We start from the raw sequence: 24,469 nt of genomic DNA, 5'->3' as shown, positions 1-24,469 counted from the left end.
TTTCGGGCCACGGGGCTTGTTATCCCCACGCCTGCGTCGCTGTCGGTGCCAGCGACTACGATGAGCAACGCGGACGAAGGGGACAGCGTGAACGATCTCATCGACACCACAGAGATGTACTTGCGTACCATCTACGAGCTCGAAGAAGAGGGTGTCGTCCCGCTGCGGGCCCGGATCGCGGAACGGCTGCAGCAGAGCGGGCCGACCGTGAGCCAGACCGTCGCCAGGATGGAACGTGACGGCCTCGTCGTCGTCGCCGACGACAGGCACCTGCAGCTGACCGACCACGGTCGCGAACTCGCGATCGCCGTGATGCGCAAACACCGGCTGGCCGAGCGCCTCCTGGTCGACGTGATCGGCCTGGAGTGGGAGCACGTCCACAACGAGGCCTGCCGCTGGGAACACGTGATGAGCGAGGCCGTCGAGCGCAAGCTGGTCAAGCTGCTCGACCACCCCACCACCTCGCCCTACGGCAACCCGATCCCGGGACTGGACAAGCTCGGCGACGGCGATCCCGCCCCGCCGGCCGAGTCCGACCTGGTGCGGCTCGACGAGTTCGCCCGGGCGGGCGGCGGCGACGTCGAGATCCGGCGGATCGCCGAGCACGTCCAGCTCGACGAGACGCTGATGACGGAACTCAAGTCGGTCGGCATCGTGCCCGGCGGCCGGGTCAAGGTCGGCAAGGCGGCTCCCGGCGGGACCATAGAGATCACCGGGGGCGACAACACCGCCCAGGTGCCCGTCTCGGCACTGCACGCGGTACTGGCGCAGGCCAGGTGAGCGCCGCGTCCGACGCCGCGGCGACCTTCCGGTCCCTCCACGGCCGGGCTCCGGCCGGCGTCTGGTCCGCACCCGGCCGGGTGAACCTGATCGGTGAGCACACCGACTACAACGACGGTTTCGTGCTGCCGTTCGCCCTTCCGCACCGGCTCGCCGCAGCGGCGACGCCGCGCGAGGACGGTGTGCTGACCGTGGCCACCCTCGGCTCGGACGGCCGGGTCCAGGAATCGGGCCCGCTCACCATCGGCGACCTGCGGCCCGGATCGGTCGAGGGGTGGGCCGCGTACCCGGCGGGGGTCGCCTGGGTACTGCGGGACCAGGGTCTCGGCAACGGCGCGGACATCGTGATCGCGGGGGACGTGCCCTCGGGGGCGGGCTTGTCCTCCTCCCACGCGCTCGAATGCGCCGTCGCGCTCGCCCTGCTGGGGCTCGCGGGCATCACACCGGGGACGGGCGGCGGCTCCCCGACCCTGCACGAGGTGGCCCGCTGGGTGCAGCGCTCGGAGAACGACTTCGTGGGCGCGCCGACCGGACTGCTCGATCAGACCGCGTCCTTGTGCTGCACGGAATCGAACGTGCTGTTCCTCGACGTCCGCTCGGGCGAACTGGAGCAGGTCCCGTTCCCGCTGGAGGAATCGGGCGTCCGGATCCTGATCATGGACACCCGCACGAAGCACTCGCACGCCGAGGGCGGCTACGGCGAACGCCGGAGGGGCTGCGAGCGCGCCGCGGAACTGCTCGAAGTGAAGGCGTTGCGGGACATCGCCGTCGACGGGCTCGACGCCGCGCTGGCCAAGCTGCCCGACGACCTGGTGCCGCTCGTACGGCACGTGGTGACCGAGAACCAGCGAGTGCTCGACACCGTGGAACTGCTGCGCGCCGGGCGGATCGCCGACATCGGCCCGCAGCTGGACGCCTCGCACGTCAGCATGCGTGACGACTACCGGATCTCCACCCGGGAGCTCGACCTCGCCGTCGATTCGGCCCGCGAGGCCGGGGCGCTCGGCGCGCGGATGACCGGTGGCGGCTTCGGCGGCTCGGCGATCGCGCTGGTCCGCGAGTCCGATGTGGACACTGTCGGGCGGGCGGTGACCGCCGCCTACGAAGCGGCGGACCTGCGCCACCCCAGGCTGTTCACCGCGGTGCCGTCGCGCGGCGCCGGACGCGACGAGCTGTAGGGCGTGTCTGGCGAATCTGTTCGATGGGCTTCGTGATCCAGGTGGTTCCTGGGGGTGCGGGCCCTTCGGCCTCGTACCGGGTTGTACTCGGTCGAAGGGCCCGCGCCGCCAGGGGCCGCCTGGGCGCGAAGACCGCGAACGAGATTTGCCAGACACGCCCTCCTACCCCCGGGCGCGCCGACTGCCCGGGGGCGAGGAGACTGGGCCGCGACCGCATCCGCAGCAGAAAGGCGCGAACGTGACCGACGAACCGACCAAGACCCTGAAGCTGATGGTGACGGGCGGAGCCGGTTATGTGGGCAGCGTCTGCGCGGCCCGCCTCATCGAGGCCGGGCACGACGTCACCGTGGTCGACGACCTCTCCACCGGGCACGCCGACGCGGTGCACCCGGACGCCACCTTCATCGAGGGTGACGCCGCCGAGGTCGCGCAGCGCATCCTCGGTGACGGCTTCGACGGTGTGCTCCACTTCGCCGCCAAGTCGCTGGTCGGCGAGTCGATGACGGATCCGGCGAAGTACTGGGAAGGCAACGTCCTGACCTCGCTTCGCCTTCTCGAGGCGATGCGCGACCACGGCACGAAGCGCCTGGTCTTCTCCTCCACCGCGGCCACCTACGGCGAACCCGAGGTCTCCCCCATCCCGGAGACGGCGCCGACGCAGCCGACGAACACCTACGGCGCGACGAAGCTGGCCATCGACCACGCGATCACGTCGTTCTCGCGGGCCCACGGCATCGCCGCGGTGAGCCTGCGCTACTTCAACGTCGCCGGCGCCTACGGAACCTTCGGCGAGCGCCACACCACCGAAACCCATCTGATCCCCCTCGTCCTCCAGGTCGCCACCGGGGACCGCGAGCGGATCCAGATCTTCGGTGACGACTACCCGACCACGGACGGCACCGCCGTCCGGGACTACATCCACGTGGTCGACCTCGCCGACGCGCACCAGCTGGCCCTGCGCCACGCGACGGAAGGCGAGCACCGCATCTACAACCTCGGCAGCGGCACCGGTTTCTCGGTGCTCGAGGTGATCGAGTCCTGCCGCCGCATCACCGGTCACGAGATCCCGGCCGCGGTCGCACCTCGTCGGGCGGGCGACCCGTCGGTGCTCGTCGCCTCCAGCGAGCGCGCCGGGGACGAACTGGGCTGGAAGCCCGAGCGCACCGATCTCAACGGCATCGTGGCCGACGCGTGGGAGTTCACTAAGAGTCTGTAGGCGGAGCTGAGATGCACTCCGAAAAAAGGGACAAACGCGTGAACCCGCCCCGGCCGAAGGCCCCGCTATCGCGGTGGCAGGGCGCCCTGCCCGCCAACGTGAGAGACATGACCAGGTCGCGCCCTTCCGGCGCGATCGCGGACGCGGGTTCACCAACAGGGACTACGGCCCGCCTGGCCGCTCGAGGCTGAGCTCAGGCGCTTCCTTCTCCCTCTGCGCCAGGATCACTCCGGCCAGCCCGGACGGGTCGAACATCGAGTTCAGCCCGGCGGTGAGCATCTTCGTCAGCCCGTGCCCAGGGTCGACTTCGCGGGCCCTGGCCAGCGCCATCCCGGCGACGGCCAGGTCTCCGCGCACGTAGGCGGCGTGCGCCTTCAGGCACAGGACCTCGACGGACTCCGGTTCGGGCAGTTCCGGGATCAGGCGGAGCCAGAGATCTTCCGCCGTCCGCGCGAGTTCCGAATCCGCGGGGGCGGCGGTGAGCATGCAGGCACCTCGGACCTCGACCAGTGAGAGCGCCCAGGCCAGCCGGACGGCCCTCTCGTCGGTGATCTCCCGGTCGCCGCGCAGGATCCGGACGAGCGCGTCGTTCACCTCGGTGAGCCCCGCCCCGACGACATCCCCGTCGTCCCAGGGCGGCGCGTCCAGGCGGTTCAGGAGATCGGACCGCCGGGCGAGTGTTTCCGGTGGTCCGGGTTCGAAGAGGCGCTCCACCTCTTCCCGGCTGTCGCGGGTGATCTGACCGGTGCTGGTGATGATGGCGGCGGCGAGCGAATCCCTCGGGTCGGGCACGATCCCGCCGCAGTCCTTCTCGCGGTAGCACCCCCACTTCGCGCCCGCGGTGATCCGCGGCGCCCACACGGAGTGCAGGAGCGGGATGTCGTACTCGGCCAGGTCGGCTTCGAGGCGCCGGACGAGCCGGCGCCGGGGTAGTCGTCCGCCCGTGCTCGCGGCTCCGCCTCCGATCACGGCCACGAGGGCGCCGGTGTGGGTGGTGGCGGCGAGCCTCGCCGCGAGGTCGCGCGTCTGGTGGTTCTCCAGGCGCGGTGGTGGAAGGTCGACGCGCAGGATGAGGCCCTGCTGCTTGCGCTCGGGCCCCTTCAGTCCGAAGAGGACGACGGAGTTCTCGGGATGGAACCCGAGAAGGTACGGGATCGCGGCGAGCAGGTCCGCCGGATCCGTCAGATTGACCTTGGACCTGCCGGTCGGGGTGGATGTGGTCATGCCCCCCACCCTGCGGCGGGGAAAGGGCCGCGGGGTGGGGGCAGGACACATCTGTGGACAACCAGGACCGTTGTGCACAAATCGGCGGGATCCGGCCGAGGAGGCCGGATCCTGTCGGAGGGATGATCTACAGTGCCCGGCCGCGAGCATGCTCGGACAAGGGTCAGTCGCAGTGTTCGAACGGGCTCTCGTAGGTGTTCGACCCGACCGAACCGCCCCACTTGACGCAGGTCGAGGCGGCCGTCTTCTTCACCGGGCCGGCGTAGTAGGTGAAGTTGCCCGAGTCGGTCGTGCGGGCCGAGCCTTGGACTTCGAGGAACGACGACACCGGCGACGCGGTACCGAGCGAGACCGCCTTCAGCGTGGTCACGCAGTTGGCCTTGGTCGAGGCGTTGTAGAGCAGGTACGCCGTACCCGAACCCCCGGCCAGCGCCTGCGAGTCGACCACCGAGAACCCGCTGCCGCACACCTCGGTGGCCTCGTACGGGTTGCCACCACAGGAGTTCTTGCTCGTGAAGCTCGTGTGGGCGTAGTACGGCACCGCGACGCCGTTCAGCTTCGCCTTCTGCACCACGCCGTTGAGCCGCTCTTCGAAGTGCAGGTGAGGTCCGGACACCCCGCCGGTCGCCCCGGCCGTGCCGATCTGCTTGCCCAGGCTGACGGCCTGGCCGACCGAGACGGACTGGGTGGTCAGGTGGGCGTACCGGGTGCGCCAGCCGCCACCGTGGTCGATCTCGACCCAGCGCCCGTAGCTCGTGCTGCCTTCGTTGGCGACCCGGGTGACGGTGCCCCCCGACGACGCCAGGACCGCCATGCCGGTGATCCCCGACTTCTGGAAGTCGACCGAGTTCGCCGGACTGTGCCCGCTGAACGTCGCGGCCGTGACCGTCACGCCGCATTTGAACGGGACCTGGAAGTTCGGGGCGGCCGAAGCCTGGCCCGTTCCGGCCAGTGCCAGGCCGAGCGCGGGAAGGACGGTGGCCGCGGCGAGCACTGCGAAGCGGCGCAACCTGGACATAAAGACCTCCATCGGGTGGGGAAGCCGGACTTGAGGAGGAGCAAAGCCCGTGGAAATACATTTTCCGTACAAGGCCGTAATTCGGTTGACCCGGACGATGCTCGACGCTGCACTGTGGCGGGACACCACGAGCCGTGGTGCCTGGAACACGGAAGGCAGCGGCAGCAGTGGAGATCCGTCCCACCACCGACGAGGACTACGACCTCTTCGTCGACACCCTTTATGCGGCGTTCGCACGCTTCCCGGACGCCCCCGCCGAGGGAGGCGGGCTCTGGGCCGCACTCGAAATGGACCGCGGCCTGTTCGCCCTGGCGGCGGACGGGCGGCCCATCGGCACCGCCGCCGCGTACTCCTTCGAACTCACCTTGCCCGGCGAGATCCTCGTTCCGGTCGCCGGGGTGACCACCGTCGGCGTCCTGCCCTCGCACCGGCGCCAAGGCGTGCTCACCGCGATGATGCGGCATCAGCTCGCCGACGTGCGGGCCCGCGGAGAATACCTCTCGGTCCTGCTGTCCTCCGAGGCCCTGATCTACCGCAGGTTCGGCTACGGACCGGCGACCTACACGTCCCGGCTGACGGTGCCACGCCACCAGGCCGCCTTCGCCGCACCTCGGGCGCGGGGAACGGACACCGGCTCCATCGAGCTGCTGCGCCGCGCCGAGTGCGGCGAGATCCTGGAAGAGGTCTACGACCGGTACCGCCGCGCACAGCCCGGCGCGCTGTCCCGGCCGCACCGCTGGTGGGCCAAGGGCGCGGGACAGGCCCCGGTCTCCCCCGCACCGCGCTACGTCGCCGTCCACCGTGACGCCGACGGTGTCCCGGACGGGTACACCGTCTACTCGCTCGCCGACCTCGAAACCTTGACGGTCGACGAGACCATCGCCACCGACGACGCCGTCTCCACCGCGCTGGCCCGGTTCGTGCTTGAACACGACCTGGTCACCCGGGTCGTGTTCAAGCAGGTCCCGCCCGAAAACCCGCTGCGCTGGCAGCTCACGGACTTCCGCGCCGGCCAGGTGACCGAGGACACCGACTGGCTCTGGGTGCGGCTCCTGGACATCCCGCGCGCGTTGACCGCGCGCGGCTGGTTCACCGACGGCGAGCTCGTCCTCGACGTCGACGACCCGTTCCTCGGCGAGCACGGCCGCTACCTGCTGACCGTCCGGGACGGCAAGGCCGTCTGCGTCGCGACGGACCGGGAGCCCGACCTGTCCCTGGACGTGAGCGACCTGGGCTCGATCTACCTCGGCGGCACCGCCCCGAGCAAGCTCGTGCGGGCCGGGCACATCCGGGCCCACCATCAGGACGCCGCCGCCCTCGCCGACGCGCTCTTCCGCGCCGAGCGTCCCCCGCACTGCCTGCACTGGTTCTGAGGAGGAAACCCCGAATGCCACGTCCCGCGGGACGTGGCATTCGGGGTGAAACGGGGTGACTCAGCCGAAGGCGGCGCGCAGCGCGGGCTTGCCACCGGCCACCGGCAGCACCAGCGACGTCCGGTTCAGTTCGAGCGAGACCCCCGCCCCGGGCTTCGGCCGGAGCGTGTAGTCGTGGTCGCTGGAGGCCAGCAGGAACTCGATCTTGTGCCCGGCCGCGAGCAGGTAGTCCTTGGCGACCAGTTCGACCTCGACCTGGTAGCGCTCACCAGGCGTGATCGGGTCGGTGCGGGCGGGGTCGCGACGGTTCTGCGGGTCCGTCCAGCCGCGGCTGATCACCTTGGCCGTCCCGTCCGGGGCGCGGTCGACGAGCACCGCGGTCACGTTCGCGGCGGGCTTGTCGAAGGACACCGAGAGGCCGGCCTTCGCGGTACCGGCGAGACGCACGGCCTGCTTCGCCGCGGTGGTCGAGTAGAGCAGCCGGTTACCCGAGGAGGTCGCGTTCGCGAGCTGCTCGACGGTCTTGCTCGCGTCGTCGGCCAGCTTCTCGACGGCGGGCTTGCCCGGGACGGAATTGCGCGTGTCGAGGGTGCCCTTCGACGAACCGCCGGGCCACGGGTAGAGCTTCACGTCCTGGGTGCCGGGCAGCGGCCATTCCGGCTCGTCCACCCATGACTTGTCTTCACGCTGGATGGTGGCCTTCGGCTCGCGCTCGATGCCGTTGTCCACGTCGTAGAGGTAGTGCGACATCCACTTGTTCAGTGTCGCGAGCCAGACGTCGCGGCGAAGGCTGTACGGGTCGGCGTGACCGGCCTGGTGCAGCCAGATCTTGTGCTCGACGCCGTGCTGCTTGAGCGCCTCGTACCAGCGGGTGCCCTGGTCGGTCTTGACGTTCCAGTCACCGAGGCCGTGCACCACGAGCACCGAGGCCCGCACCTTGCTCACGTCGTTGCGGTAGTTCCGCACGTCCCAGAAGGGGCTGTAGTCGCCGGTGATCCGGTCCTGGTCCACCGTGAGGCTGTCGATGAGCGCACGGCAGACGGACCGGTCCTGGCGGGTGTGGACGTACTCCGCGAGCACATCCGCGTCCTCGCCCTGGAAACCGCCGGCCGCGACGACGGCGCCGTCGTTGCGGTAGTAGTCGTACCAGCTCGAGATCGCCGCGATCGGGACGATCGTCTCCAGTCCCTCGACGCCGGTGCTGGCCACCGCGTTGGGCAGCGTGCCGTTGTAGGAGACGCCCATCATGCCGGTCTTGCCGGTGCTCCAGTCCGCGACGGCGGCCTTGCCCGCGGCGTCGCGTGCCGAGGTGCGGCCGTTCAGCCAGTCCACAATGGACTTCGCGCCGATGGTCTCGTTGACGTCGCCGGTGGTCGGGCAGCCGGTGGACTGGCCGCTGCCGAGCGATTCGCCGTACACCACGGCGAACCCGCGGGCGGTGAAGTAGTCCTGGTAGCGCCAGCTGATCGCCGCCGCGTTCGGGCCGACGCTCTTGGTCGCGATCCGGGGCCCCGCAGGGGCACGCTTCGCGCCGGGTGTGTACAGCTCGACGTCGACGTTGTGGTTCGCGACGTCGTTTCCGCCCGCGTAGTACGGGCTCGCCTGGTAGACGACCGGGACCTTCATGCCCTGCTGGGTCGCGCGGGGCCGCACCACCTCGGCGTGCACGAGGTCGTCCTTGCCGTCGCCGTCGCTGTCGACCGGCGCGGTGACCCAGACGTTCTCGCGGATCACGTCGGCCGGATCGAACACCGGTTGTGCCTGACCGTCCTTGAAGACCGGCGCCGGTGGCGCGTCCGCCTGGGCGGGCAAAGCCGTCGCTGGCAGAACAAGTACGGCGGTGAACAAGGCGGCGAGTCTGGCGACTCTCACGTGACCCCCAAAGCCGGGCAAGGCGGGCAAGACCCAGCTGAGGTTTCCGGCCACCCGAACAGGTGTCAAGAGACTAACGTCGGTGGCATGCCGACCACCGTGGAAGCGCCCATCGTCGCCGTCACCGTCTACCCGCACCATGCCCGGATCACGCGAAGGGCTTCCGCTCGCCTCGACGGGGAAACGCGGTTCGGTTTCGCCGGGCTGCCCTGGAACCTGGACGCCGATTCGGTCCGCGTCACCGGTTCCGGCCCGGCGGTCATCGCCGGGGTCGACGTCGCCGTCGAACGGCATCCCGTGCCCGCCGACGCCGCTCTCCGGGCGCTGATCGAGCGGCGTCGCGCCGATCAGGCCGTCGTCGACGAGGTCGCGGACGCCGTCGCCGCGGAGTCCACGAAGGTCGATCTGCTGACAGGCGTGGCGAAGCGCAGTGGCGGCAGCTTCGCGAAGGCGCTCGCGGCGGGCACGGCGGAACCGCCGCGGGTCGCGGAGGTCACCGACGCGCTCGGCGCGCAATTGGCCGAGGCGTTCGGGAAACGGCGCGAACTCGGCATCCGGCTGGACCGGCTCCGCGAGGACCTCGGCGCTTTGGACCGCGAGATCAAGGCCAAGCAGGGCGTGTCCGAAGTGGACAGTGCCAGGGTCACGGTCGAGCTGGAAAGCGGCGAGGACGGCGCGGAGATCGGGCTCGAACTGTCCTATGTGGTCGCGAACGCGAGCTGGGAGCCGGGTTACGACGTCCGCGTCCGCGGCGAGGACGTCACCGTGACCTGGTACGGGCTGATCACCCAGTACACCGGCGAGGACTGGCCCGAATGCGACCTGTCACTCTCGACCGCGCGCCCGGCGACCACCGTGGTGGTCCCGGAACTCGAACCGTGGTTCCTCGACCGGGTGCGTCCGATTCCCGAGCCCGGCGGGATGCGGCGTGCCGCTTACGGCGGGGCGTCTCCGGCGGGCGGCGGGATCCCGGAAGCGATGGACCTGCAGGCCGCGGCGCCCGCGATGGCCGTGCGGACCGCCGCCGTCGAACAGGGCACCACCGCGGTCACCTACCGGCCGGGGCGTCCGGTGGCGGTGCCTTCGGGCGCGCAGGGTCATCGCACGACGCTGGCGCAGCTCGATCTGACGGCGAAACTGGGCTACATCACCGCTCCGGCCCGGTCCACGGAGGCGTACCTGCGGGCGACCGTGGTCAACACCTCCCAGCACACGCTGCGGGCGGGCAAGGCGTCGGTGTTCCACGAGACGGAATTCGTCGGCACCACGCGGCTCGACGTCTGGGCGCCGGGCGAGGAACTCGAACTCGCGCTCGGGGTGGACGACCGGATCCGGGTCGAGCGGGAGCTCTCACACCGCACGGCGAGCAAGGCGACGCTGTCCGGAGTCCGCAAACGGGAAGCCGCCTACACCACGACGATCGTCAACCATGGCCCGCGCGCAGCGATCGTGACCGTGCTGGACCAGGCGCCGGTATCCCGCGACGAAGCGATCGTGGTCCGCGAAGTCCGCGCCGTGCCCGAACCGGTGGAGCGGACCGAGATGGGTGAGTTCACCTGGCGGCTCACCCTGGCTTCGGGCGCGAAGGGCGTCGTGACGCTCGGGTACCGGGTCGACGTCGCGAAGGGGGTCGAGCTGGCTGGGTGGCGCGAGTAGCGGCCCGCCGGACGCTATGAACGACTCGTTACTTGCAAAATTTGCAAGTAACGAGTCGTTCATAGCACTTGCCGGAGCGGGATCAGCCCTGCGAGATGTAGGCCTCGAGCTGCTCCTGGCTCTTCTCCAGTGCTTCCATTCGCGTCTTCACGACGTCGCCGATGCTCACGATCCCCGCGAGCCTGCCGTCCACCACGACCGGGACGTGCCGGATGCGGCGTTCGGTCATCAGCACGGACAGCTGGTCCACCGAATCCTCGGGGGTGCAGCTGGCGACCATTTTCGTCATGATCGCGGACACCGATCCGTCGAGCAGCTGGGGTCCGCGTTCGTTGAGACGCCGGACCACGTCCCGTTCGGAGACGATCCCGACGATCCCGCCCTCGGCGTCGACAACCACGAGGGCACCGACGTTGTGCTCCGCGAGTCTCTCGAGCAGATCGGTGACGTTCGTCTCCGGCGAGACGGTCGCGACGGCCGCCCCCTTGTTCCGCAACAGATCGGAAATCCGCATACGCGCTCCTCCCGGATGGGTGACCAGAGTCACTCCAGGTTATGGCCTGACCGCCGTCGGCGAAAGTCCGGAGAGTCCGATTCGATGCCGAGTCTGGCGGCGAGCGCGCGGTAGGCCTCGACGATCCCGGCGCCGTAGGGGTCGTCGCCGAGTGCGCCGAACGTCCCTTGCCCGAGCTCCCAGTGGGTCTTCGCGGCCCCGTGATCACCGAGTTTGCGGTAGTCCTCGGCGAGATTCAGGTGCAGAGACGGGTAGAAACCGCGTACGGCCAGCGTCGAGTGGTACTCCTGCGCGCGTTCGTCGGTGAGCGAATCGGCCGCCGCGAGCGCGCGGAGATCCCAGGACAATTCGTCGACAGGGTCGTCGCAGACGTCGGCCATGTAGTGCGCGAGGGCGCAGCGATGCAGCGGATCGCCGTCTTCGCCGATCCGCACCCACAACGAGGCGAACCGTTCGCGGGCACCGGCGCGGTCGCCGGAAATGTGGAGCTGGAGACCTTCGTTGATCTGGATCATCACGTCGTCGGTCATCGGTCAGCCGACCTCCTGCGCCGGCGCAGCCCAGGTGTTGCACGACGCCGTCGACTTCCCGCTGAACCCGGCCTTCGCCCACTTCAGCTGGTTGCGCCTGTTGCCGTGGGTGTCACTGTCGTCGGTGCGCCCGTAGTCGGCGAGCGCCGCGTTGGCCAGCGAGTTGCTGATCGACCCGCGTCCGGCGGCGGCCGCGAGGGCGAGCGCGCCGAAGCAGTTGGCCTGAAGCTCGATACGGCGGACGACTTCCTTGTCCGCCGGGGAGTTCTCCTCGGGCGAGGTCATCTTCTCCGCGGCCGCCGACAGGATCCCGCTGGAGCGCTGGACGTGGTGGCCGTACTCGTGGGCCATCGTGGCGAGGTGGCGGGACCGTTCGAGGCCCGCGTCGCCCAGCATCCACTCGGTGGGCGCGTAGATGGTGGTGTCGCCGCCGCAGTAGTAGGCGACGGCCTCGTTCTTGCTCGGCGCCTCCCCGCAGGCGCTGGTTTCGGGGAGGGTGACCTGCACGGTAGCCGTCAGCGTCGGCTCGTTGGCCTGTTCCAGCGCCGGTTTCCAGGCATCGGCGAGGCAGGACGCGAAGGTCTTGTAGTACGTCTCCAGCTTCGCCGGGTCACGGCTGATCGGCGGCAGCCGGCAGGTGACCTCGCCGAGGACCACGCCCGCGGCCAGCAGCGGGTTCGTCTCCAGTTCCCGCACCTCCTTCGGCGCGGGCTTGGCCTTCCCGGCGGGCGCCTTCGCCCCTTCCGAGGTGAGCGCGCCGGGCACCGCCATGGCCTGGCCGTCGACCGTCGGCGGCCTGGCGATCGCCATCCCGGCGACGGTCAGGACCGCGACGATGAGCACGCCCACCAGCGCACCGGCCCGGTTGGGGGGCTTGACCGGACGGGGCCCTCCGGGCGGGGGCGGCGGAAAGTACGAGGTCTCCGGGAGCCGCGCCACCAAGGGCGGCCCGAAGGACGTGGCCGGCCTGGGTACCTCGTCGGTGTCGGCCATGGTCTCCCCCCGCTTGCGAGTCATCAGCATACCGACGAGGGAGTCAGGTGAACACGATTGCCGAAAACGGCGTCCTGGTGGCGCCGGGGCGGCCGTCCCGGCGAGACTGTCAGCATGAGTGACGAGGACCCGTACCTGTGGCTGGAAGACGTGACCGGCGAGAAAGCGCTGGATTGGGTGCGAGCCCGCAACGCCGAAGCTCTGGCGGAGCTGTCCACCGGCGAGCGTTTCGCCGGGATCCGTGACGAGGTCCGCGAGGTCCTCGACGCCGACGACCGGATCCCGTACATCCGCCGCCGCGGCGAGTACCTGTACAACTTCTGGCAGGACTCCACCAACCCGCGCGGCCTGTGGCGCCGCACCACCCTCGAGGAGTACCGGCTCGACGCGCCGGAGTGGGAGCTCCTGCTCGACGTCGACGCGCTGGCCGAGGCCGACGGCGAGAACTGGGTGTGGCAGGGCGCGGCCGTGCTGCGGCCCGGCTACGACATCGCGCTGGTCGAACTCTCGCGCGGCGGCGCCGACGCGACCGTGGTCCGCGAGTTCGACCTCGACGAGCGCCGGTTCGTCGAAGACGGATTCTTCGTGCCCGAGGCCAAGACCCGGATCGGCTGGATCGACCGCGACCGCGTCTACATCGGCACCGATTTCGGGCCGGGGACGCTGACCAGCTCGGGCTATCCGCGGCTGGCGAAGGAATGGCGCCGCGGCACCCCGCTCGAAGAGGCGACGGTGGTCTTCGAGGGCAAGCCGGACGACGTCTCGGTCTCCGCGCACCATGACCCGACCGAGGGTTACGAGCGCGACTTCGCCTACCGATCGATCGACTTCTACCGCACCGAGCGGTATCTGCGGACGTCCGGCGGGCTCGAACGGATCGAGGTCCCCGACGACGCGCAAACGTCCTCACACCGCGAATGGCTGCTGATCCGGCTCCGTTCGGAGTGGACGGTGAACGGCACCACCTACCCCACCGGCGCTCTGCTCGCGTCCGGATTCGACGCCTTCATGGCCGGCGAGCGCACCTTCACGACGCTCTTCACGCCCGACGCGCACACGTCGCTGGAGTACTGGGCGTGGACGCACAATCACCTCCTGCTCTCGACGCTGTCCGACGTCCGGACGGAACTGCGCGTGCTCACGCCGGGCGACGGCTGGTCGTCACGACCGCTGGCCGGCGCCCCGGAGCTGGGCACGGCGGAGATCACCGGCACCGATCCCGACGTCAGCGACGAGTACCTGCTCGACTCCAGCGGCTACACCCAGCCGTCGACGCTGAGCTACGGGCAGGTCGGCGGCGACGTCGAGGCGCTCAAGCGTGCTCCGGTGTTCTTCGACAGCGAGGGCATGACGGTCTCGCAGTACTTCGCGACGTCGGAGGACGGCACGAAGATCCCGTACTTCGTCGTACGCCCCTCCGGTGCTGACGGCGGTCCGACGTTGCTGACCGGCTACGGCGGCTTCGAGGTTTCGCTGACCCCCGGCTACAGCGGCGTGATCGGCCGGGGCTGGCTCTCGCGCGGCGGGACCTACGTCGTCGCGAACATCCGCGGCGGCGGCGAATACGGGCCCGGCTGGCACACGTCGGTCACCAAGGCCAAGCGGTACAAGGTCTACGAGGACTTCTCGGCCGTCGCCGCCGACCTCGTCGAACGCGGCATCACCGAAGCGAACCGCCTCGGCATCCAGGGCGGCAGCAACGGCGGGCTGCTGATGGGCGTCATGCTCACGCGCTACCCGCACCTGTTCGGCGCCATCGTGAGCCAGGTGCCGTTGCTGGACATGAAGCGGTACCACAAGCTCCTCGCGGGTGCGTCGTGGATGGCCGAGTACGGCGACCCCGACGACCCGGCGGAATGGGACTACATCGGGAAGTACTCGCCGTACCAGAATGTCCACAGTGGACAGGGTGGAAGCGCGTATCCGCCGGTCCTGTTCGTCACCTCCACCCGGGACGACCGGGTGCACCCCGCCCACGCGCGGAAGATGGTCGCGCGGATGCTGGAGCAGGGCCACGACGTGCGCTACCACGAGAACATCGAGGGCGGGCACGGCGCGGCGGCCGACAACGAGCAGCTGGCGTTCAAATGGGCGCTGATGCTCGAATTCCTGTGGGAGAAGCTCGCCTGACGTGTCATGAAAGGGTCTTTCGGGACACTTCTTGTCCTGAAAGACCCTTTCATGACATCCGGGCTCACGAGGTCAGTCTCGCCAGCACCACCCCGCCCACGATCAGCGCCATCGCGGCGAACCGCCCGAAGCTGAGCGGGTCCTTGTGGACCACGACGCCGAACACGATCGCGCCCACCGCGCCGATCCCGGTGAACACGGCGTACGCGGTCCCCACCGGAAGCGAGTCCATCGCCTTCGAAAGCAGGTAGACCGCCGCGACGCCGAGCACGAAACACAGCACGGTCGGCCAGAGCCGGGTGAAGTTCTCCGTGGGTTTGATGCTCTGCGCCCAGGCGACCTCGACGATCCCCGCGAGGATCAGGACGCCCCAGGCCATCAGGCGGCCGTTCCGGTCGAGGCCAGCTTTTCCACCGCCAGCAGCGCCGCTTCCCTCGACGCGGCACGCTCGGCGTCGCGCGGGCTCAGCCGCGGGTCGACGAGCGCGTTCGTGAGTTCGGCGTGCAGGAACGTGACGTCGTGGACGTCGTAATGGCCGGCGAAGAAGTCCCGCAGGTAGCGCTCGTGGTGATCGACCGGCTCACGCGGCGTCCCCGGCGCGTAGGTGCCGCCGCGGGCCCCGGCGACGACGAAGGCCTTGCCCGCCAACGACATCTTCGGGAACGTCACCTGGTCGATCCACGACTTGAGGCCGGCGGGGATCGAGAAGTTGTACATCGGCGCCCCGATCAGCACGACGTCGGCGGCGAGCAGTTCGGTCAGCAGCGGCTCGATCACGGCCCACGCGTCGCGCTGCCCGGATGTCGTCACCACCGACGCGTAGGCCGCCGGGTCGGTGATCTCGCCGGCGAGGACGGCGTCGCAGATCTCGGTCCACGCCTGGCCGATCGGCGGCACCGGGTCGGCCGCGAGGTCGCGATAGGTGTAGCCCGCGCCAGGGTGCGCGGCGCGCCAGACGTCGGCGAAGCGAGCACTCAGCTCGCGGGAGAACGACGCGGTGCGGGCGCTGGAATCGAGGTGGAGAAGGTGGCTCATCGGGCCTCCCGGACCCAGGAAGTGGACACGACGTCCACTTGCTTCCCCGGGTACAAGTGGACGTCGTGTCCGGATATTCCCTAGGCTGCGGAGATGCCGACAGATGATCTCCTCGCGAATGGTCCGGGACGGGAACGCTCGGATGCCGCCCGCAACCGCGCGAAGATCCTGAAGGTCGCCGAAGAACTCTTCGCCGCACGCCCGGCAGCGGACGTCACCATGGAAGACATCGCCAAAGCGGCCGGCGTCGGCCGGGCCACGCTGTACCGCCGCTACCCGGATCGCTCGGCGATCGCCGTCGCGCTACTGGACGAACACGAGCGGGAACTCCAGGAGCGGCTGCTCACCGGGCCTCCCCCGCTGGGCCCCGGCGCGCCGCCCGCCGAGCGGCTGGCCGCGTTCTACGCGGCGATGACCGGCCTGCTCGAACGGCACGTACACCTCGTGCTCGGCACCGAGGTCGGGCATTCGCGGTTCACCACCGGCCCTTACCGGTTGTGGCGCACGCACGTCCGCTTCCTCGCCGAACAGGCCGGAGCGAAAGACCCGGAAGCGCTCGCCGACCTCTTGCTGGCCCCGCTCGCACCCGAGGTCTTCCTCTATCAGACCGGCGAACTCGGCCTGCCCCCCGAACGGATCACCGACGCGCTGAGCGAGCAGGCGCGGCGGGCGCTGTCCTGAGAAGCGTTGTCCTGAGGAGCACTGTCCTGATCAGTCGCCGAGCCCGTCGACGACGACCTTCAGCACGGCCCGCCAGTGCTCGCGTTGCGTGGCGCGTTCCTCGGGTCCGGCGAGCCGCTCCTGATGGAAGACCACGACCGTCTTGCCGGGGCCGGCGGGGCGAAGCGCCACCTGGACCGTGCTGTCGTGGTCCCAGCCCCGCGGCCGCCAGGTGAGCCGGATCTTCTCGCGCTCCCGGTAACCGCGGATCTCGCCGACGGTGCCGTCGGCCGTCTCGTACGGCGCGCCCTTCTCCGGCTCCAGCCGCACATCGCCCAGCCATGCCGAGAGTCCGGCGCCCGAAAGGTAGTCCCAGACGTCGTCCAGCGGATACGGCACGGTCTTGGACACGCCGATCTCCCAGCCCGCGTCCTTGGTCTTCCCGATCATGACCCCGCCCCTCTGTAACCGTCTTACCCGGTTTCCGAAACCGACTATAGTGGTTACATGACTCCGGGAACAAGACTGCTCGTCAACACCCAGGGCGAGCGCTACCGGTTCGACCCGGGCAGCCTCAGCCTCGAACTCATGCTGACCGGCGGCCCCGGACCGTACGAGCGCTACGAAATCGCGCACGCCCCGGCCGACCTCGCCGAGTGGTTCACCGGATCCCGGCTGGCCCTGACCGCTCCCCTGACCGACGTCCGAATCCGGCCCGCCGAATTCGCCGCACTCAAGGAACTCCGCGACGCGCTCTACCGCGTGGCTCCCGCCCTCGCGCACGGCGAACCGCCGTCGGAAGCCGACCTCGCGCTGCTGAACGACGCCACCGCGGAGACCCCGCGACCCCGGATCGACCCGGCGACCCGACGGCTCGACTGGGCACCGCCGATCACCGGCGAGCAACTTCTCGGCGCCGTCGCGCGCGACGCCATCGAACTCGTGGCCGGCCAGCGGGCCGGCCGCGTCCGCGAATGCTCCGCACACGACTGCTATCTGCTCTTCTTCGACACCTCACGCTCGGGCAACCGCCGGTGGTGCTCGATGGAACGCTGCGGCAACCGGGCCAAGATCCGGGCCTACCGGGCACGTGCCGAAACCACCGCCCAGTAGGATTTCCGGCGATGCAAGGCGAGGCGAAACTGGAACAGCGCGTCGTGGAGACGGCGGAGAAGCTGCTGTCCACGCGAAAATCCGTGACGGCGCTCGAAATCCTGACCGGGATCGGCTGGCTTCCGGAGAACGTCCTCAAAGGCTGGCAGCAGGGCCGGATCCCCGCTCTGACCACGGCGTTGCCGGTGAACGTGGAGAAGCTGACCTTCGCGCTCGGCGCGCTTCAGCGCTGGGTGACGCAGAAGGGTCTCGAAGGTTCGGAGATCGAGCACGTCGGCGCGACCCGGGACCGGGCCCCGCTGACCGTGACTTCAGGCGACTTCGCCGGTCTTGAGCCGCTGTTCCGGACACACTGGATCGTGCCCGGCCTGTCCGAGGCCAAGCACGCGCAAGTCGTCGCACGGCAACGGAAAGCCCCCGACCTCATCGCCTGGGTGGCGCTCGAAGACTGGACATGCGCCGACTGCGGCGGCACCGGCGATCTGCTGTTCCTGGAGAACGAGGCGAAGCACTGCCTCGACTGCGCCGATCTGGGTCACCTCGTGTTCCTGCCCTCCGGCGACGCCACGCTCACCCGCCGCGCGAAGAAGGCGAGCCGCCTTTCCGCCGTGGTCATGCGCTTCAACCGGCCACGGAAACGCCAAGAGCGGCAAGGCATCCTGATCGAAGAGGAAGCCCTGCGCGCCGCCGAGGAACAGTGCTACGCCGACGAAGACGTCCGCGAACGGCGCCGCGGCCGCGATCGCGAACGGCGCGTACTGGAAGACGTCGACTTCACCGCCCGGTTCTTCAGCGCGATCACCGAGATGTTCCCCGGCTGCCCGCCGGACCGGGCCCGGGCCATCGCCGAACACGCCGGCCTGCGCGGCAGCGGCCGGGTCGGCCGGTCCGCGGCGGGACGGGCCCTGGCCGAGCAGGCGGTGTTCCTCGCCGTCGTCGCCTCGATCCGGCATCTGGACACCGACTACGACGACCTCCTCATGGCCGGCGTCGAACGCCAGGCCGCCCGCGACCGCATCCACTCGGCCATCGAGGCGGTCCTCGACCGGTGGCGAAGCTGAGCGCTGTCACGTTTCGGGCGTAGGCCTCGTCCAGGGGGCATGTCCTCCGCTTACGTCACCGTGGCCATCGCGACGATCGTGATCAACGCCGGAATCGCCGCCGCCGATTTCGCCCGTGTCCCGTTCGTCCTCAAGAACTCCGCCGAGGTCGATGTCCCGCAGTCCTGGATCCCGCCGCTGGCCTCGCTGAAAGCGGCCGGGGCCGCAGGACTGCTGATCGGCCTGCTCTGGGTGCCCCTCCTCGGAACCGCGGCCGCCATCGGGCTGGTCCTGTTCTACGTCGGTGCTGTCGTCACCCACGTACGCGCCCGCGTCCTCTACAACATCTACTTCCCCGTCACCTTCCTCGCGCTGGCGGCGGCCACTCTCATCCTCGACTTCGCGCGATAGGGCTCAGCCTCGGCGCGGACAGTGCCCTCTGGTGTCATGAAAGGGTCTTTCAGGACACTTTTTGACCTGAAAGACCCTTTCATGACACTTCTCGGAGCTCAGCTGCAGCCGGAGGTGGCTCCGCAACCCTCACAGGCATAGCAGGAACCGGCGGGCCGCATCTTGGTGCCGCAGGTCATGCAGAGCGGCGCGTCGGAGGCGGTACCGAGGTTCATTTCCACCAGTTCCGCCGTCGAGTGCGCCTGCCGCCTGGTGGGCGCCGCGGCCGACGAGTCCACTGTGGACCGGAGAGCTTCGATCTCGACGTTCTCCGGTTCCGTGGCCGGGGCGGTGCCGCCACCGTAGGTCGCCTCGACCTGCGCCGAGCGCTCGTCGGCGGTGAAAATGCCCAGCTGGGCGCGCTTCTCGTACGGCAGGTAGTCCAGCGCGAGCCTGCGGAACAGGTAGTCCATGACGCTGGTGGCGATCCGGATGTCCGGATCGTCGGTCATCCCCGCGGGCTCGAAACGCAGGTTGGAGAACTTCGAAACGTAGAACTCCAGCGGAATCCCGTGCTGCAGGCCGACCGAGATCGACATCGAGAACGCGTCCATCACGCCCGACAGCGTCGAACCCTGCTTGCCCAGCTTGACGAAGATCTCGCCGAGCCCGTCGTCCGGGTACGAGCCGGCGTGCAGGTAGCCCTCGGCGCCACCGACGGTGAACGACACCGTCTGGCTCGGGCGCTTCTTCGGCAGGCGCCTGCGGACCGGCCGGTACTCGACGACCTTCTCCGCCTCCGGCTCTTCCTTCTTGGCCGTGTCCTTCTTGCCGGTGGACAGCGGCTGGCCGACCTTGCAGTTGTCGCGGTAGATCGCGAGCGCCTTGAGGCCGGACTTCCAGCCCTGGAAGTAGATCTCCTCGACTTCCTCGACCGTCGCCGACTCAGGCATGTTGACCGTCTTGGAGATCGCGCCGGACAGGAACGGCTGCACCGCGGCCATCATCCGGACGTGTCCCATCGGCGCGATGGACCGCTCCCCCACCGCGCAGTCGAACACCTCGTAGTGCTCCCGGCGGAGACCGGGGGCGTCGACGACGTGGCCGTGCTGGGCGACGTACTCGATGATCGCCTCGACCTGCTCCTCCGGATAGCCGAGCGAGGCCAGCGCGCGCGGCACGGTCTGGTTGACGATCTGCATCGACCCGCCACCGACCAGCTTCTTGAACTTGACCAGCGAGAAGTCCGGCTCGATCCCGGTCGTGTCGCAGTCCATCATGAAACCGATGGTTCCGGTGGGCGCCAGCACGCTCGCCTGCGCGTTGCGCCAGCCGTTGACCTCGCCCAGTTCGACGCCGCGCTTCCACTCCTGCGTCGCGAGCGCACGGATCGAGGCGTCGTTGGTGTGATAGGTCCGCACCAGTTCGCTGGCCGCGGCGTGCTTGCGCATCACCCGCTGATGCGCCTCGGCGTTGCGCGCGTAACCCTCGTACGGCCCGACGACCGCGGCCAGTTCGGCGGAGCGCCGGTACGAGACGCCGGTCATCAGTGAGGTGATCGAGGCGGCGAGCGCGCGACCGCCGTCGGAGTCGTACGCGTGCCCGAGCGCCATCAGCAGCGCACCGAGGTTCGCATACCCGATGCCCAGCTGGCGGAACTTGCGGGTGGTGTCGCCGATCGCTTCGGTCGGGAAGTCCGCGAAGCAGATCGAGATGTCCATCGCGGTGATGACCAGCTCGACGGCCTTCGCGAACAACTCGGCGTCGAACCCGCCGTCCGCGGTGGCGAACTTGAGCAGGTTCAGCGAAGCGAGGTTGCAGCTGGAGTTGTCCAGGTGCATGTACTCGGAGCAGTTGGCGACCACAGTCCCGCCGACGATGTATGAATGATTGCGGGGCTCGGTCAGGTTGAACGTGGTCTCGAAACCTCGAGAAACCCGGGAAACCAGCCGAACCGTCTCGTCGACGGAGTAGTGGCCGTGATGGGCCGTGACATCAGCCAGTTTGGCGGACTTTTCACTGTGCTCGAATCCGATCAGCTCGGCGAATTTCGCCATATGCCTGCCAGTGATCCGGAGGTCAAGACTCTCGCCGTCGCTACCGTAGACGCGTTCATCACCGCTCTTGGTGACATACCGGAACGACACCGCCTTAGTACCTGTGCGGTAGATACGCCCCCGGATACCAAGGCTGGCCAGCAACTCCTGGACACCGATCAGGAGTTCCTCGGAGCGGCTGCCGAGGCCGACGTACCGGGTGCCCTTCTTTTCCTGGTTCACCACGCAACCGTCGGCGTCGAAGAGGCCACGCAGGAACGCGGCCGCAATTTCCTCAGGGGCGACGTAGATCGACTCCGGAACCACTTTGGCAGGAGAACGCCCTGTCGAAACCCCCAATGCCTTGAGCATCAGTCCAAAACGACCCCGCATAGTCCTGAGTTGCACCGTGCCGTTGCGCTGGAGGCTGGGCTTGCTCTCGAAACCGGTGATCGAGGCAAGCAGGGCGCGATGCATCGGCATGAGGACATCGCGCTCCCATTCACTCCCGTAAACCGTCGTCGCGCCCGCATCTGTCAGGCAACCGTCTCCGACCAGCCAGCCGAGATAATGAGCCAGTCCGGTGTCCCACTTCTCTGGTACCGCGCGAAGAGCCTTACCGCGAGCCCGATGCGCCACCTGCACCGCCAGCGGCGGCAACGCCGCGGAAGCGTAGGGACGCGGAGCATATTCGACCGATCGAACGACCCGGTCTTCTGCAGTGAGCTGATCGGCGTGGACCCAGTCCTGATTTTCGGTCCATACCCGGTGGTTGGGTGTACACCGCAATCGTGAACCGTCGCTGAAACGAAGTTCGACGATCTCGTTGGTGCCGGTGACCATGTACCTCGTCGGTTCTGTGGCGACGACCCTGGCCACCGGGTCATCGGCATGGGTCACGTCGTTGGTGTAGACGGCGAACTGTTCACCAGCCGCTGCCTGGCGTACGAGGTCGCCGATCCGCATGAGGCCGGCGTCGGTGACCACCCGCTGGTCGCCGGGGAAGCACGGGTTGGACGCGGTGATCCGGCCCGATTCGGGGCAGGTGTGCCAGTCGTTGATCGTGCCGTCGTACTGCAGCCCCGGGTCTGCGCATTCCCAGGCGGCCTGCGAGATGGTGCGGAACAGCTTCTTGGCGTCGACCCGGTCGATGACCTCGCCGGTCATGCGGGCCCGCAGGCCGAAGTCGCTTTCGGACTCGACGGCCTGCATGAACTCGTCCGAGACGCGCACCGAGTTGTTCGCGTTCTGGTACTGGACGGAGGTGATGTCCGAACCGGAGAGGTCCATGTCGAACCCGGCGTCGCGGAGGACCTTGATCTTCTCCTCTTCGCGGGCCTTCGTCTGGACGAACTCTTCGACGTCCGGGTGGTCGACGTCGAGGACGACCATCTTCGCCGCGCGCCTGGTGGCGCCGCCGGACTTGATGGTGCCCGCGGACGCGTCGGCGCCGCGCATGAACGACACCGGGCCGGACGCGGTGCCGCCGGAGGACAGCAGCTCGCGCGAGGAACGGATGCGGGAGAGGTTCAGGCCGGCTCCGGAGCCGCCCTTGAAGATCAGGCCCTCCTCGCGATACCAGTTGAGGATCGACTCCATGGTGTCGTCGACCGCGAGGATGAAACAGTTGTGGACCCGGAGATTGCCGGACAGGTATTCGCCGGACTCCGTCTGGATGTCGTAGACCGGCATCTCGCCGCGGCTTTCGACGCTCACGATCTGCAGTCGCTTCGTCTCCAGCGCCGGACGGCCGGGCTTCTCGAACGACGCCTCCAGCTTCGCCGCCTTGACCGGGTCGAGGAAGCCGATGGTGTCGGCGAAGATCCGGCGGTCACCCGCGTTCTGAATGCGGATTCCCCAAAGGTCGTGCCGGTTTTCCCGCTTCTCGATCTTGCGCCCGACCCTGGCGAAGATGCCGAACCTCGCGAGAAGGTGCTGGATACCGCGGATCAGTTCCTCGCCGATCATGTCGAGCCCGACCAGCGTCGACCTCTCACGCGCGGAAACGTAGCCCTCGGCTTGGAAGATGCTCCGGAGATACGCGGCGACCACAGGCAGTGGGGCGGTGTTCAAATCCTCGGGGACCGTCATGTCACAGCCGCGGGCACGCAGTCCCCAGCCGCTCACGAAGGATTCCAGCTTGGTCCCGTAAAGCCGGGTGCGCCGGCAGTCCAGCGTCTTATCCTGCGTCTCGACCTTCCGCTCGTGGCGGTGGACATCGGGGAAGACACGGTCGAGAGCGCGCTGGACCCAGGCGAGTTCGGCATCGGTGACCGTCATGGCCTCGATCGTCAGCGACCGGTTGGTCCCGTTGTATTGGCCGACGAATCCATCCGACTGCAACCACCCCGCGAGCGCCGCTTCGGCCACGTCGTCTTCGTTGATCTCGGCCTCACCGAAGGCGTCGCGCCGGTGCCATTCGAGAGTGTCTCCGGCGCGGAGTTCACCGGCGGGGACGAAGGAGCCTCCTCCCCCGGTCGCGCGCCAGACGAGATGATCGGCGGTCACGTCGAGGCGGTGACCGGACTTGGTGGTGAGGCGAAGGACCTCTTTGATCCCGTTCGCCTTGGTGGCGATGACCTTGGTCAGGCCATGCGCGTCGTAGACCTTGGCGCCCACGGCGTTCAGGTCGACGATCCGCCCGATGGGAACCGCGCCGCCGGGAGTGTTGACCAGCGCGTCATAGGGCTGGCACGCCGAGACCTGCTGCTTCGAGGTGGTGCCCACGTTGAACCACACCGGCGAGTTGAAGCTGAACACCTGGTGCAGCAGCATCCAGGTCAGCTCGTGCTCGAAGACCTCGGCGTCGGCGGGGCTCGTGAAGTAGCCGTGTTCGCGGCCGCCCTTGACGTAGCTGAGCACGACGCGGTCGATCAGCTGCTTGAGGCTCTGCTCGCGTTGCGGCGAGCCGACGGCGCCGCGGAAGTACTTGCTGGTGACGATGTTCGTCGCGTTGACCGACCAGGACTCGGGGAATTCGACCCCGCGCTGCTCGAAGTTGACCGTGCCGTCGCGCCAGTTCGTCATCACGACGTCCCGCTGTTCCCAGGTGACCTGGTCGTACGGGTGGACGCCTTCGGTGGTGAAGACGCGTCGCACGGAAAGCCCGCCCGCCTGCTTCTTCCCACCGGTCCGCGCTGTGGCCGGGTTGCCTGCTCCCACGGTGTCTGTCATGGGTCTTCCCTCACTCCCGCGCGGGAGGCGGCATCAGCCGTCTTTCGCGTCTTGATCGCTCTCGTCCGGTGCGGCGGCTATGGCCTCACGAAGGTCCGCGATCTCCTTCTCGAAGTCCTCGACCGAGGAGAAGGAGCGGTAGACACTGGCGAACCGGAGATACGCGACACCATCGAGTTCACGCAGAGGACCCAGGATCGCCAGGCCGACCTCGTGACTCGGGATCTCCGCCAGTCCGGCCGACCGGATCGACTCCTCGACCCGCTGCGCGAGCTGCTGCAGCGCGTCGTCGTCGACCGGCCTGCCCTGGCAGGCGCGGCGCACCCCCCGGACCACCTTGTCCCGGCTGAACTGCTCGGTGACCCCGGCACGCTTGACGACGGCGAGCACCATCGTCTCCGAAGTGGTGAAGCGACGGCCGCACGCGGCGCAAGAGCGCCTCCGCCGGATCGCTTGACCTTCATCCACCTCTCGGGAGTCGACGACCCGAGAGTCCGCATGCCGGCAGAACGGGCACCTCATCCGCCGATCACCTTC

At 68.9% G+C, this 24,469-nt stretch carries 21 protein-coding genes; 10 read left to right on the top strand and 11 right to left on the bottom strand.

Annotated features, from left to right (window positions below; all coding sequences use genetic code 11):
* Positions 1-60 precede the first annotated feature (60 nt).
* From ACLJRL_RS03580 to galE, 3 genes are all read left to right on the top strand, one after another.
* Positions 61-780 (top strand): metal-dependent transcriptional regulator, encoded by a 720-nt coding sequence (locus ACLJRL_RS03580; protein WP_410654526.1) that lies wholly within the window; start codon positions 61-63, stop codon positions 778-780.
* Positions 777-1,958 (top strand): galactokinase, encoded by a 1,182-nt coding sequence (gene galK, locus ACLJRL_RS03575; RefSeq protein ID WP_410654525.1) that lies wholly within the window; start codon positions 777-779, stop codon positions 1,956-1,958. Before ACLJRL_RS03580 ends, galK begins: the two co-directional genes overlap by 4 nt.
* 271 nt (positions 1,959-2,229) lie before the next feature.
* Complete coding sequence (gene galE / locus ACLJRL_RS03570) at positions 2,230-3,174, top strand: UDP-glucose 4-epimerase GalE (RefSeq protein WP_410655149.1); 945 nt, start codon at positions 2,230-2,232, stop codon at positions 3,172-3,174.
* A 162-nt stretch (positions 3,175-3,336) separates the two neighbouring features.
* On the opposite strand, the gene ACLJRL_RS03565 is transcribed toward galE, so the two are convergent.
* Both ACLJRL_RS03565 and ACLJRL_RS03560 read right to left on the bottom strand, forming a co-directional pair.
* Positions 3,337-4,398 (bottom strand): DUF4192 domain-containing protein, encoded by a 1,062-nt coding sequence (locus ACLJRL_RS03565; protein ID WP_410654524.1) that lies wholly within the window; start codon positions 4,396-4,398, stop codon positions 3,337-3,339.
* A 163-nt stretch (positions 4,399-4,561) separates the two neighbouring features.
* Positions 4,562-5,416 carry a M23 family metallopeptidase gene (locus ACLJRL_RS03560; RefSeq protein WP_410654523.1) on the bottom strand — a complete coding sequence of 285 codons (855 nt, stop codon included), beginning with the start codon at positions 5,414-5,416 and terminating at the stop codon, positions 4,562-4,564.
* Between the two features lie 167 nt (positions 5,417-5,583).
* Between ACLJRL_RS03560 and ACLJRL_RS03555 the strand changes: the two genes are divergently transcribed.
* Positions 5,584-6,789 (top strand): GNAT family N-acetyltransferase, encoded by a 1,206-nt coding sequence (locus tag ACLJRL_RS03555; RefSeq protein ID WP_410655148.1) that lies wholly within the window; start codon positions 5,584-5,586, stop codon positions 6,787-6,789.
* A 60-nt stretch (positions 6,790-6,849) separates the two neighbouring features.
* Here ACLJRL_RS03555 and ACLJRL_RS03550 read toward each other — a convergent pair whose 3' ends face one another.
* Positions 6,850-8,661 (bottom strand): Xaa-Pro dipeptidyl-peptidase, encoded by a 1,812-nt coding sequence (locus ACLJRL_RS03550; protein WP_410654522.1) that lies wholly within the window; start codon positions 8,659-8,661, stop codon positions 6,850-6,852.
* 87 nt (positions 8,662-8,748) lie between these two features.
* Here ACLJRL_RS03550 and ACLJRL_RS03545 point away from each other — a divergent pair, with 87 nt between their 5' ends.
* A complete protein-coding gene (locus ACLJRL_RS03545; protein WP_410654521.1) occupies positions 8,749-10,317 on the top strand; it encodes a DUF4139 domain-containing protein in 1,569 nt (522 codons plus the stop codon).
* Between the two features lie 82 nt (positions 10,318-10,399).
* Here ACLJRL_RS03545 and ACLJRL_RS03540 read toward each other — a convergent pair whose 3' ends face one another.
* Genes ACLJRL_RS03540 through ACLJRL_RS03530 form a run of 3 tightly spaced genes read right to left on the bottom strand, consistent with a single transcriptional unit; the run spans position 10,400 to position 12,354 of the window.
* Positions 10,400-10,831 carry a CBS domain-containing protein gene (locus ACLJRL_RS03540; RefSeq protein WP_410654520.1) on the bottom strand — a complete coding sequence of 144 codons (432 nt, stop codon included), beginning with the start codon at positions 10,829-10,831 and terminating at the stop codon, positions 10,400-10,402.
* Between the two features lie 29 nt (positions 10,832-10,860).
* On the bottom strand, positions 10,861-11,361 hold the full coding sequence (locus ACLJRL_RS03535; protein WP_410654519.1) for a hypothetical protein: 501 nt from the start codon (positions 11,359-11,361) through the stop codon (positions 10,861-10,863).
* 3 nt (positions 11,362-11,364) lie between these two features.
* Positions 11,365-12,354, bottom strand: a complete 990-nt coding sequence (locus tag ACLJRL_RS03530) for a neutral zinc metallopeptidase (protein WP_410655147.1) — start codon at positions 12,352-12,354, stop codon at positions 11,365-11,367.
* Between the two features lie 114 nt (positions 12,355-12,468).
* On the opposite strand from ACLJRL_RS03530, the gene ACLJRL_RS03525 reads away from it, so the two are divergent.
* Entirely contained in the window at positions 12,469-14,484 is a 2,016-nt protein-coding gene (locus ACLJRL_RS03525; RefSeq protein ID WP_410654518.1) for a prolyl oligopeptidase family serine peptidase, read from the top strand.
* Between the two features lie 64 nt (positions 14,485-14,548).
* Here the strand turns inward: ACLJRL_RS03525 and ACLJRL_RS03520 are convergent, their stop codons facing one another.
* Positions 14,549-14,863: a DMT family transporter gene (locus tag ACLJRL_RS03520; RefSeq protein ID WP_410654517.1), complete on the bottom strand. Its 315-nt coding sequence runs from the start codon at positions 14,861-14,863 to the stop codon at positions 14,549-14,551.
* Positions 14,863-15,519: an FMN-dependent NADH-azoreductase gene (locus ACLJRL_RS03515; protein ID WP_410654516.1), complete on the bottom strand. Its 657-nt coding sequence runs from the start codon at positions 15,517-15,519 to the stop codon at positions 14,863-14,865. The genes ACLJRL_RS03520 and ACLJRL_RS03515 overlap by 1 nt, the downstream gene beginning before the upstream one ends.
* A 93-nt stretch (positions 15,520-15,612) precedes the next feature.
* On the opposite strand from ACLJRL_RS03515, the gene ACLJRL_RS03510 reads away from it, so the two are divergent.
* Positions 15,613-16,200, top strand: coding sequence for a TetR/AcrR family transcriptional regulator (locus ACLJRL_RS03510; RefSeq protein WP_410654515.1), 588 nt, complete (start codon positions 15,613-15,615; stop codon positions 16,198-16,200).
* A 30-nt stretch (positions 16,201-16,230) separates the two neighbouring features.
* Here the strand turns inward: ACLJRL_RS03510 and ACLJRL_RS03505 are convergent, their stop codons facing one another.
* Positions 16,231-16,629: an SRPBCC domain-containing protein gene (locus ACLJRL_RS03505; RefSeq protein WP_410654514.1), complete on the bottom strand. Its 399-nt coding sequence runs from the start codon at positions 16,627-16,629 to the stop codon at positions 16,231-16,233.
* A gap of 57 nt (positions 16,630-16,686) precedes the next feature.
* Here ACLJRL_RS03505 and ACLJRL_RS03500 point away from each other — a divergent pair, with 57 nt between their 5' ends.
* Genes ACLJRL_RS03500 through ACLJRL_RS03490 form a run of 3 tightly spaced genes read left to right on the top strand, consistent with a single transcriptional unit; the run spans position 16,687 to position 18,743 of the window.
* Complete coding sequence (locus ACLJRL_RS03500; RefSeq protein WP_410654513.1) at positions 16,687-17,292, top strand: CGNR zinc finger domain-containing protein; 606 nt, start codon at positions 16,687-16,689, stop codon at positions 17,290-17,292.
* 11 nt (positions 17,293-17,303) lie between these two features.
* Entirely contained in the window at positions 17,304-18,353 is a 1,050-nt protein-coding gene (locus tag ACLJRL_RS03495) for a DUF2293 domain-containing protein (RefSeq protein ID WP_410654512.1), read from the top strand.
* Between the two features lie 39 nt (positions 18,354-18,392).
* The gene (locus tag ACLJRL_RS03490) at positions 18,393-18,743 is read left to right on the top strand and encodes a DoxX family protein (protein WP_410654511.1); all 351 of its coding nucleotides are present in this window, start codon (positions 18,393-18,395) and stop codon (positions 18,741-18,743) included.
* A gap of 98 nt (positions 18,744-18,841) precedes the next feature.
* Here the strand turns inward: ACLJRL_RS03490 and ACLJRL_RS03485 are convergent, their stop codons facing one another.
* On the bottom strand, positions 18,842-23,932 hold the full coding sequence (locus ACLJRL_RS03485; RefSeq protein ID WP_410654510.1) for a vitamin B12-dependent ribonucleotide reductase: 5,091 nt from the start codon (positions 23,930-23,932) through the stop codon (positions 18,842-18,844).
* 33 nt (positions 23,933-23,965) lie between these two features.
* On the bottom strand, positions 23,966-24,454 hold the full coding sequence (gene nrdR, locus ACLJRL_RS03480) for a transcriptional regulator NrdR (RefSeq protein ID WP_410654509.1): 489 nt from the start codon (positions 24,452-24,454) through the stop codon (positions 23,966-23,968).
* Positions 24,455-24,469 lie beyond the last annotated feature (15 nt).

This window comes from Amycolatopsis sp. lyj-112 (assembly GCF_046549055.1).
Classification (GTDB): domain Bacteria; phylum Actinomycetota; class Actinomycetes; order Mycobacteriales; family Pseudonocardiaceae; genus Amycolatopsis.
Note: the sequence above shows the minus strand (reverse complement) of the source record. Positions and strands in the feature narration are given on the sequence as shown.

Coding starts and splice junctions, on each gene's coding strand:
- ACLJRL_RS03580 (WP_410654526.1), top strand. CDS start 61: ATGAGCAACGCGGACGAAGGGGACAGCGTGAACGATCTCATCGACACC.
- galE (WP_410655149.1), top strand. CDS start 2,230: ATGGTGACGGGCGGAGCCGGTTATGTGGGCAGCGTCTGCGCGGCCCGC.
- ACLJRL_RS03565 (WP_410654524.1), bottom strand. CDS start 4,398: ATGACCACATCCACCCCGACCGGCAGGTCCAAGGTCAATCTGACGGAT.
- ACLJRL_RS03560 (WP_410654523.1), bottom strand. CDS start 5,416: ATGTCCAGGTTGCGCCGCTTCGCAGTGCTCGCCGCGGCCACCGTCCTT.
- ACLJRL_RS03545 (WP_410654521.1), top strand. CDS start 8,749: ATGCCGACCACCGTGGAAGCGCCCATCGTCGCCGTCACCGTCTACCCG.
- ACLJRL_RS03540 (WP_410654520.1), bottom strand. CDS start 10,831: ATGCGGATTTCCGATCTGTTGCGGAACAAGGGGGCGGCCGTCGCGACC.
- ACLJRL_RS03535 (WP_410654519.1), bottom strand. CDS start 11,361: ATGACCGACGACGTGATGATCCAGATCAACGAAGGTCTCCAGCTCCAC.
- ACLJRL_RS03530 (WP_410655147.1), bottom strand. CDS start 12,354: ATGGCCGACACCGACGAGGTACCCAGGCCGGCCACGTCCTTCGGGCCG.
- ACLJRL_RS03525 (WP_410654518.1), top strand. CDS start 12,469: ATGAGTGACGAGGACCCGTACCTGTGGCTGGAAGACGTGACCGGCGAG.
- ACLJRL_RS03520 (WP_410654517.1), bottom strand. CDS start 14,863: ATGGCCTGGGGCGTCCTGATCCTCGCGGGGATCGTCGAGGTCGCCTGG.
- ACLJRL_RS03515 (WP_410654516.1), bottom strand. CDS start 15,519: ATGAGCCACCTTCTCCACCTCGATTCCAGCGCCCGCACCGCGTCGTTC.
- ACLJRL_RS03510 (WP_410654515.1), top strand. CDS start 15,613: ATGCCGACAGATGATCTCCTCGCGAATGGTCCGGGACGGGAACGCTCG.
- ACLJRL_RS03505 (WP_410654514.1), bottom strand. CDS start 16,629: ATGATCGGGAAGACCAAGGACGCGGGCTGGGAGATCGGCGTGTCCAAG.
- ACLJRL_RS03500 (WP_410654513.1), top strand. CDS start 16,687: ATGACTCCGGGAACAAGACTGCTCGTCAACACCCAGGGCGAGCGCTAC.
- ACLJRL_RS03495 (WP_410654512.1), top strand. CDS start 17,304: ATGCAAGGCGAGGCGAAACTGGAACAGCGCGTCGTGGAGACGGCGGAG.
- ACLJRL_RS03490 (WP_410654511.1), top strand. CDS start 18,393: ATGTCCTCCGCTTACGTCACCGTGGCCATCGCGACGATCGTGATCAAC.
- ACLJRL_RS03485 (WP_410654510.1), bottom strand. CDS start 23,932: ATGACAGACACCGTGGGAGCAGGCAACCCGGCCACAGCGCGGACCGGT.
- nrdR (WP_410654509.1), bottom strand. CDS start 24,454: ATGAGGTGCCCGTTCTGCCGGCATGCGGACTCTCGGGTCGTCGACTCC.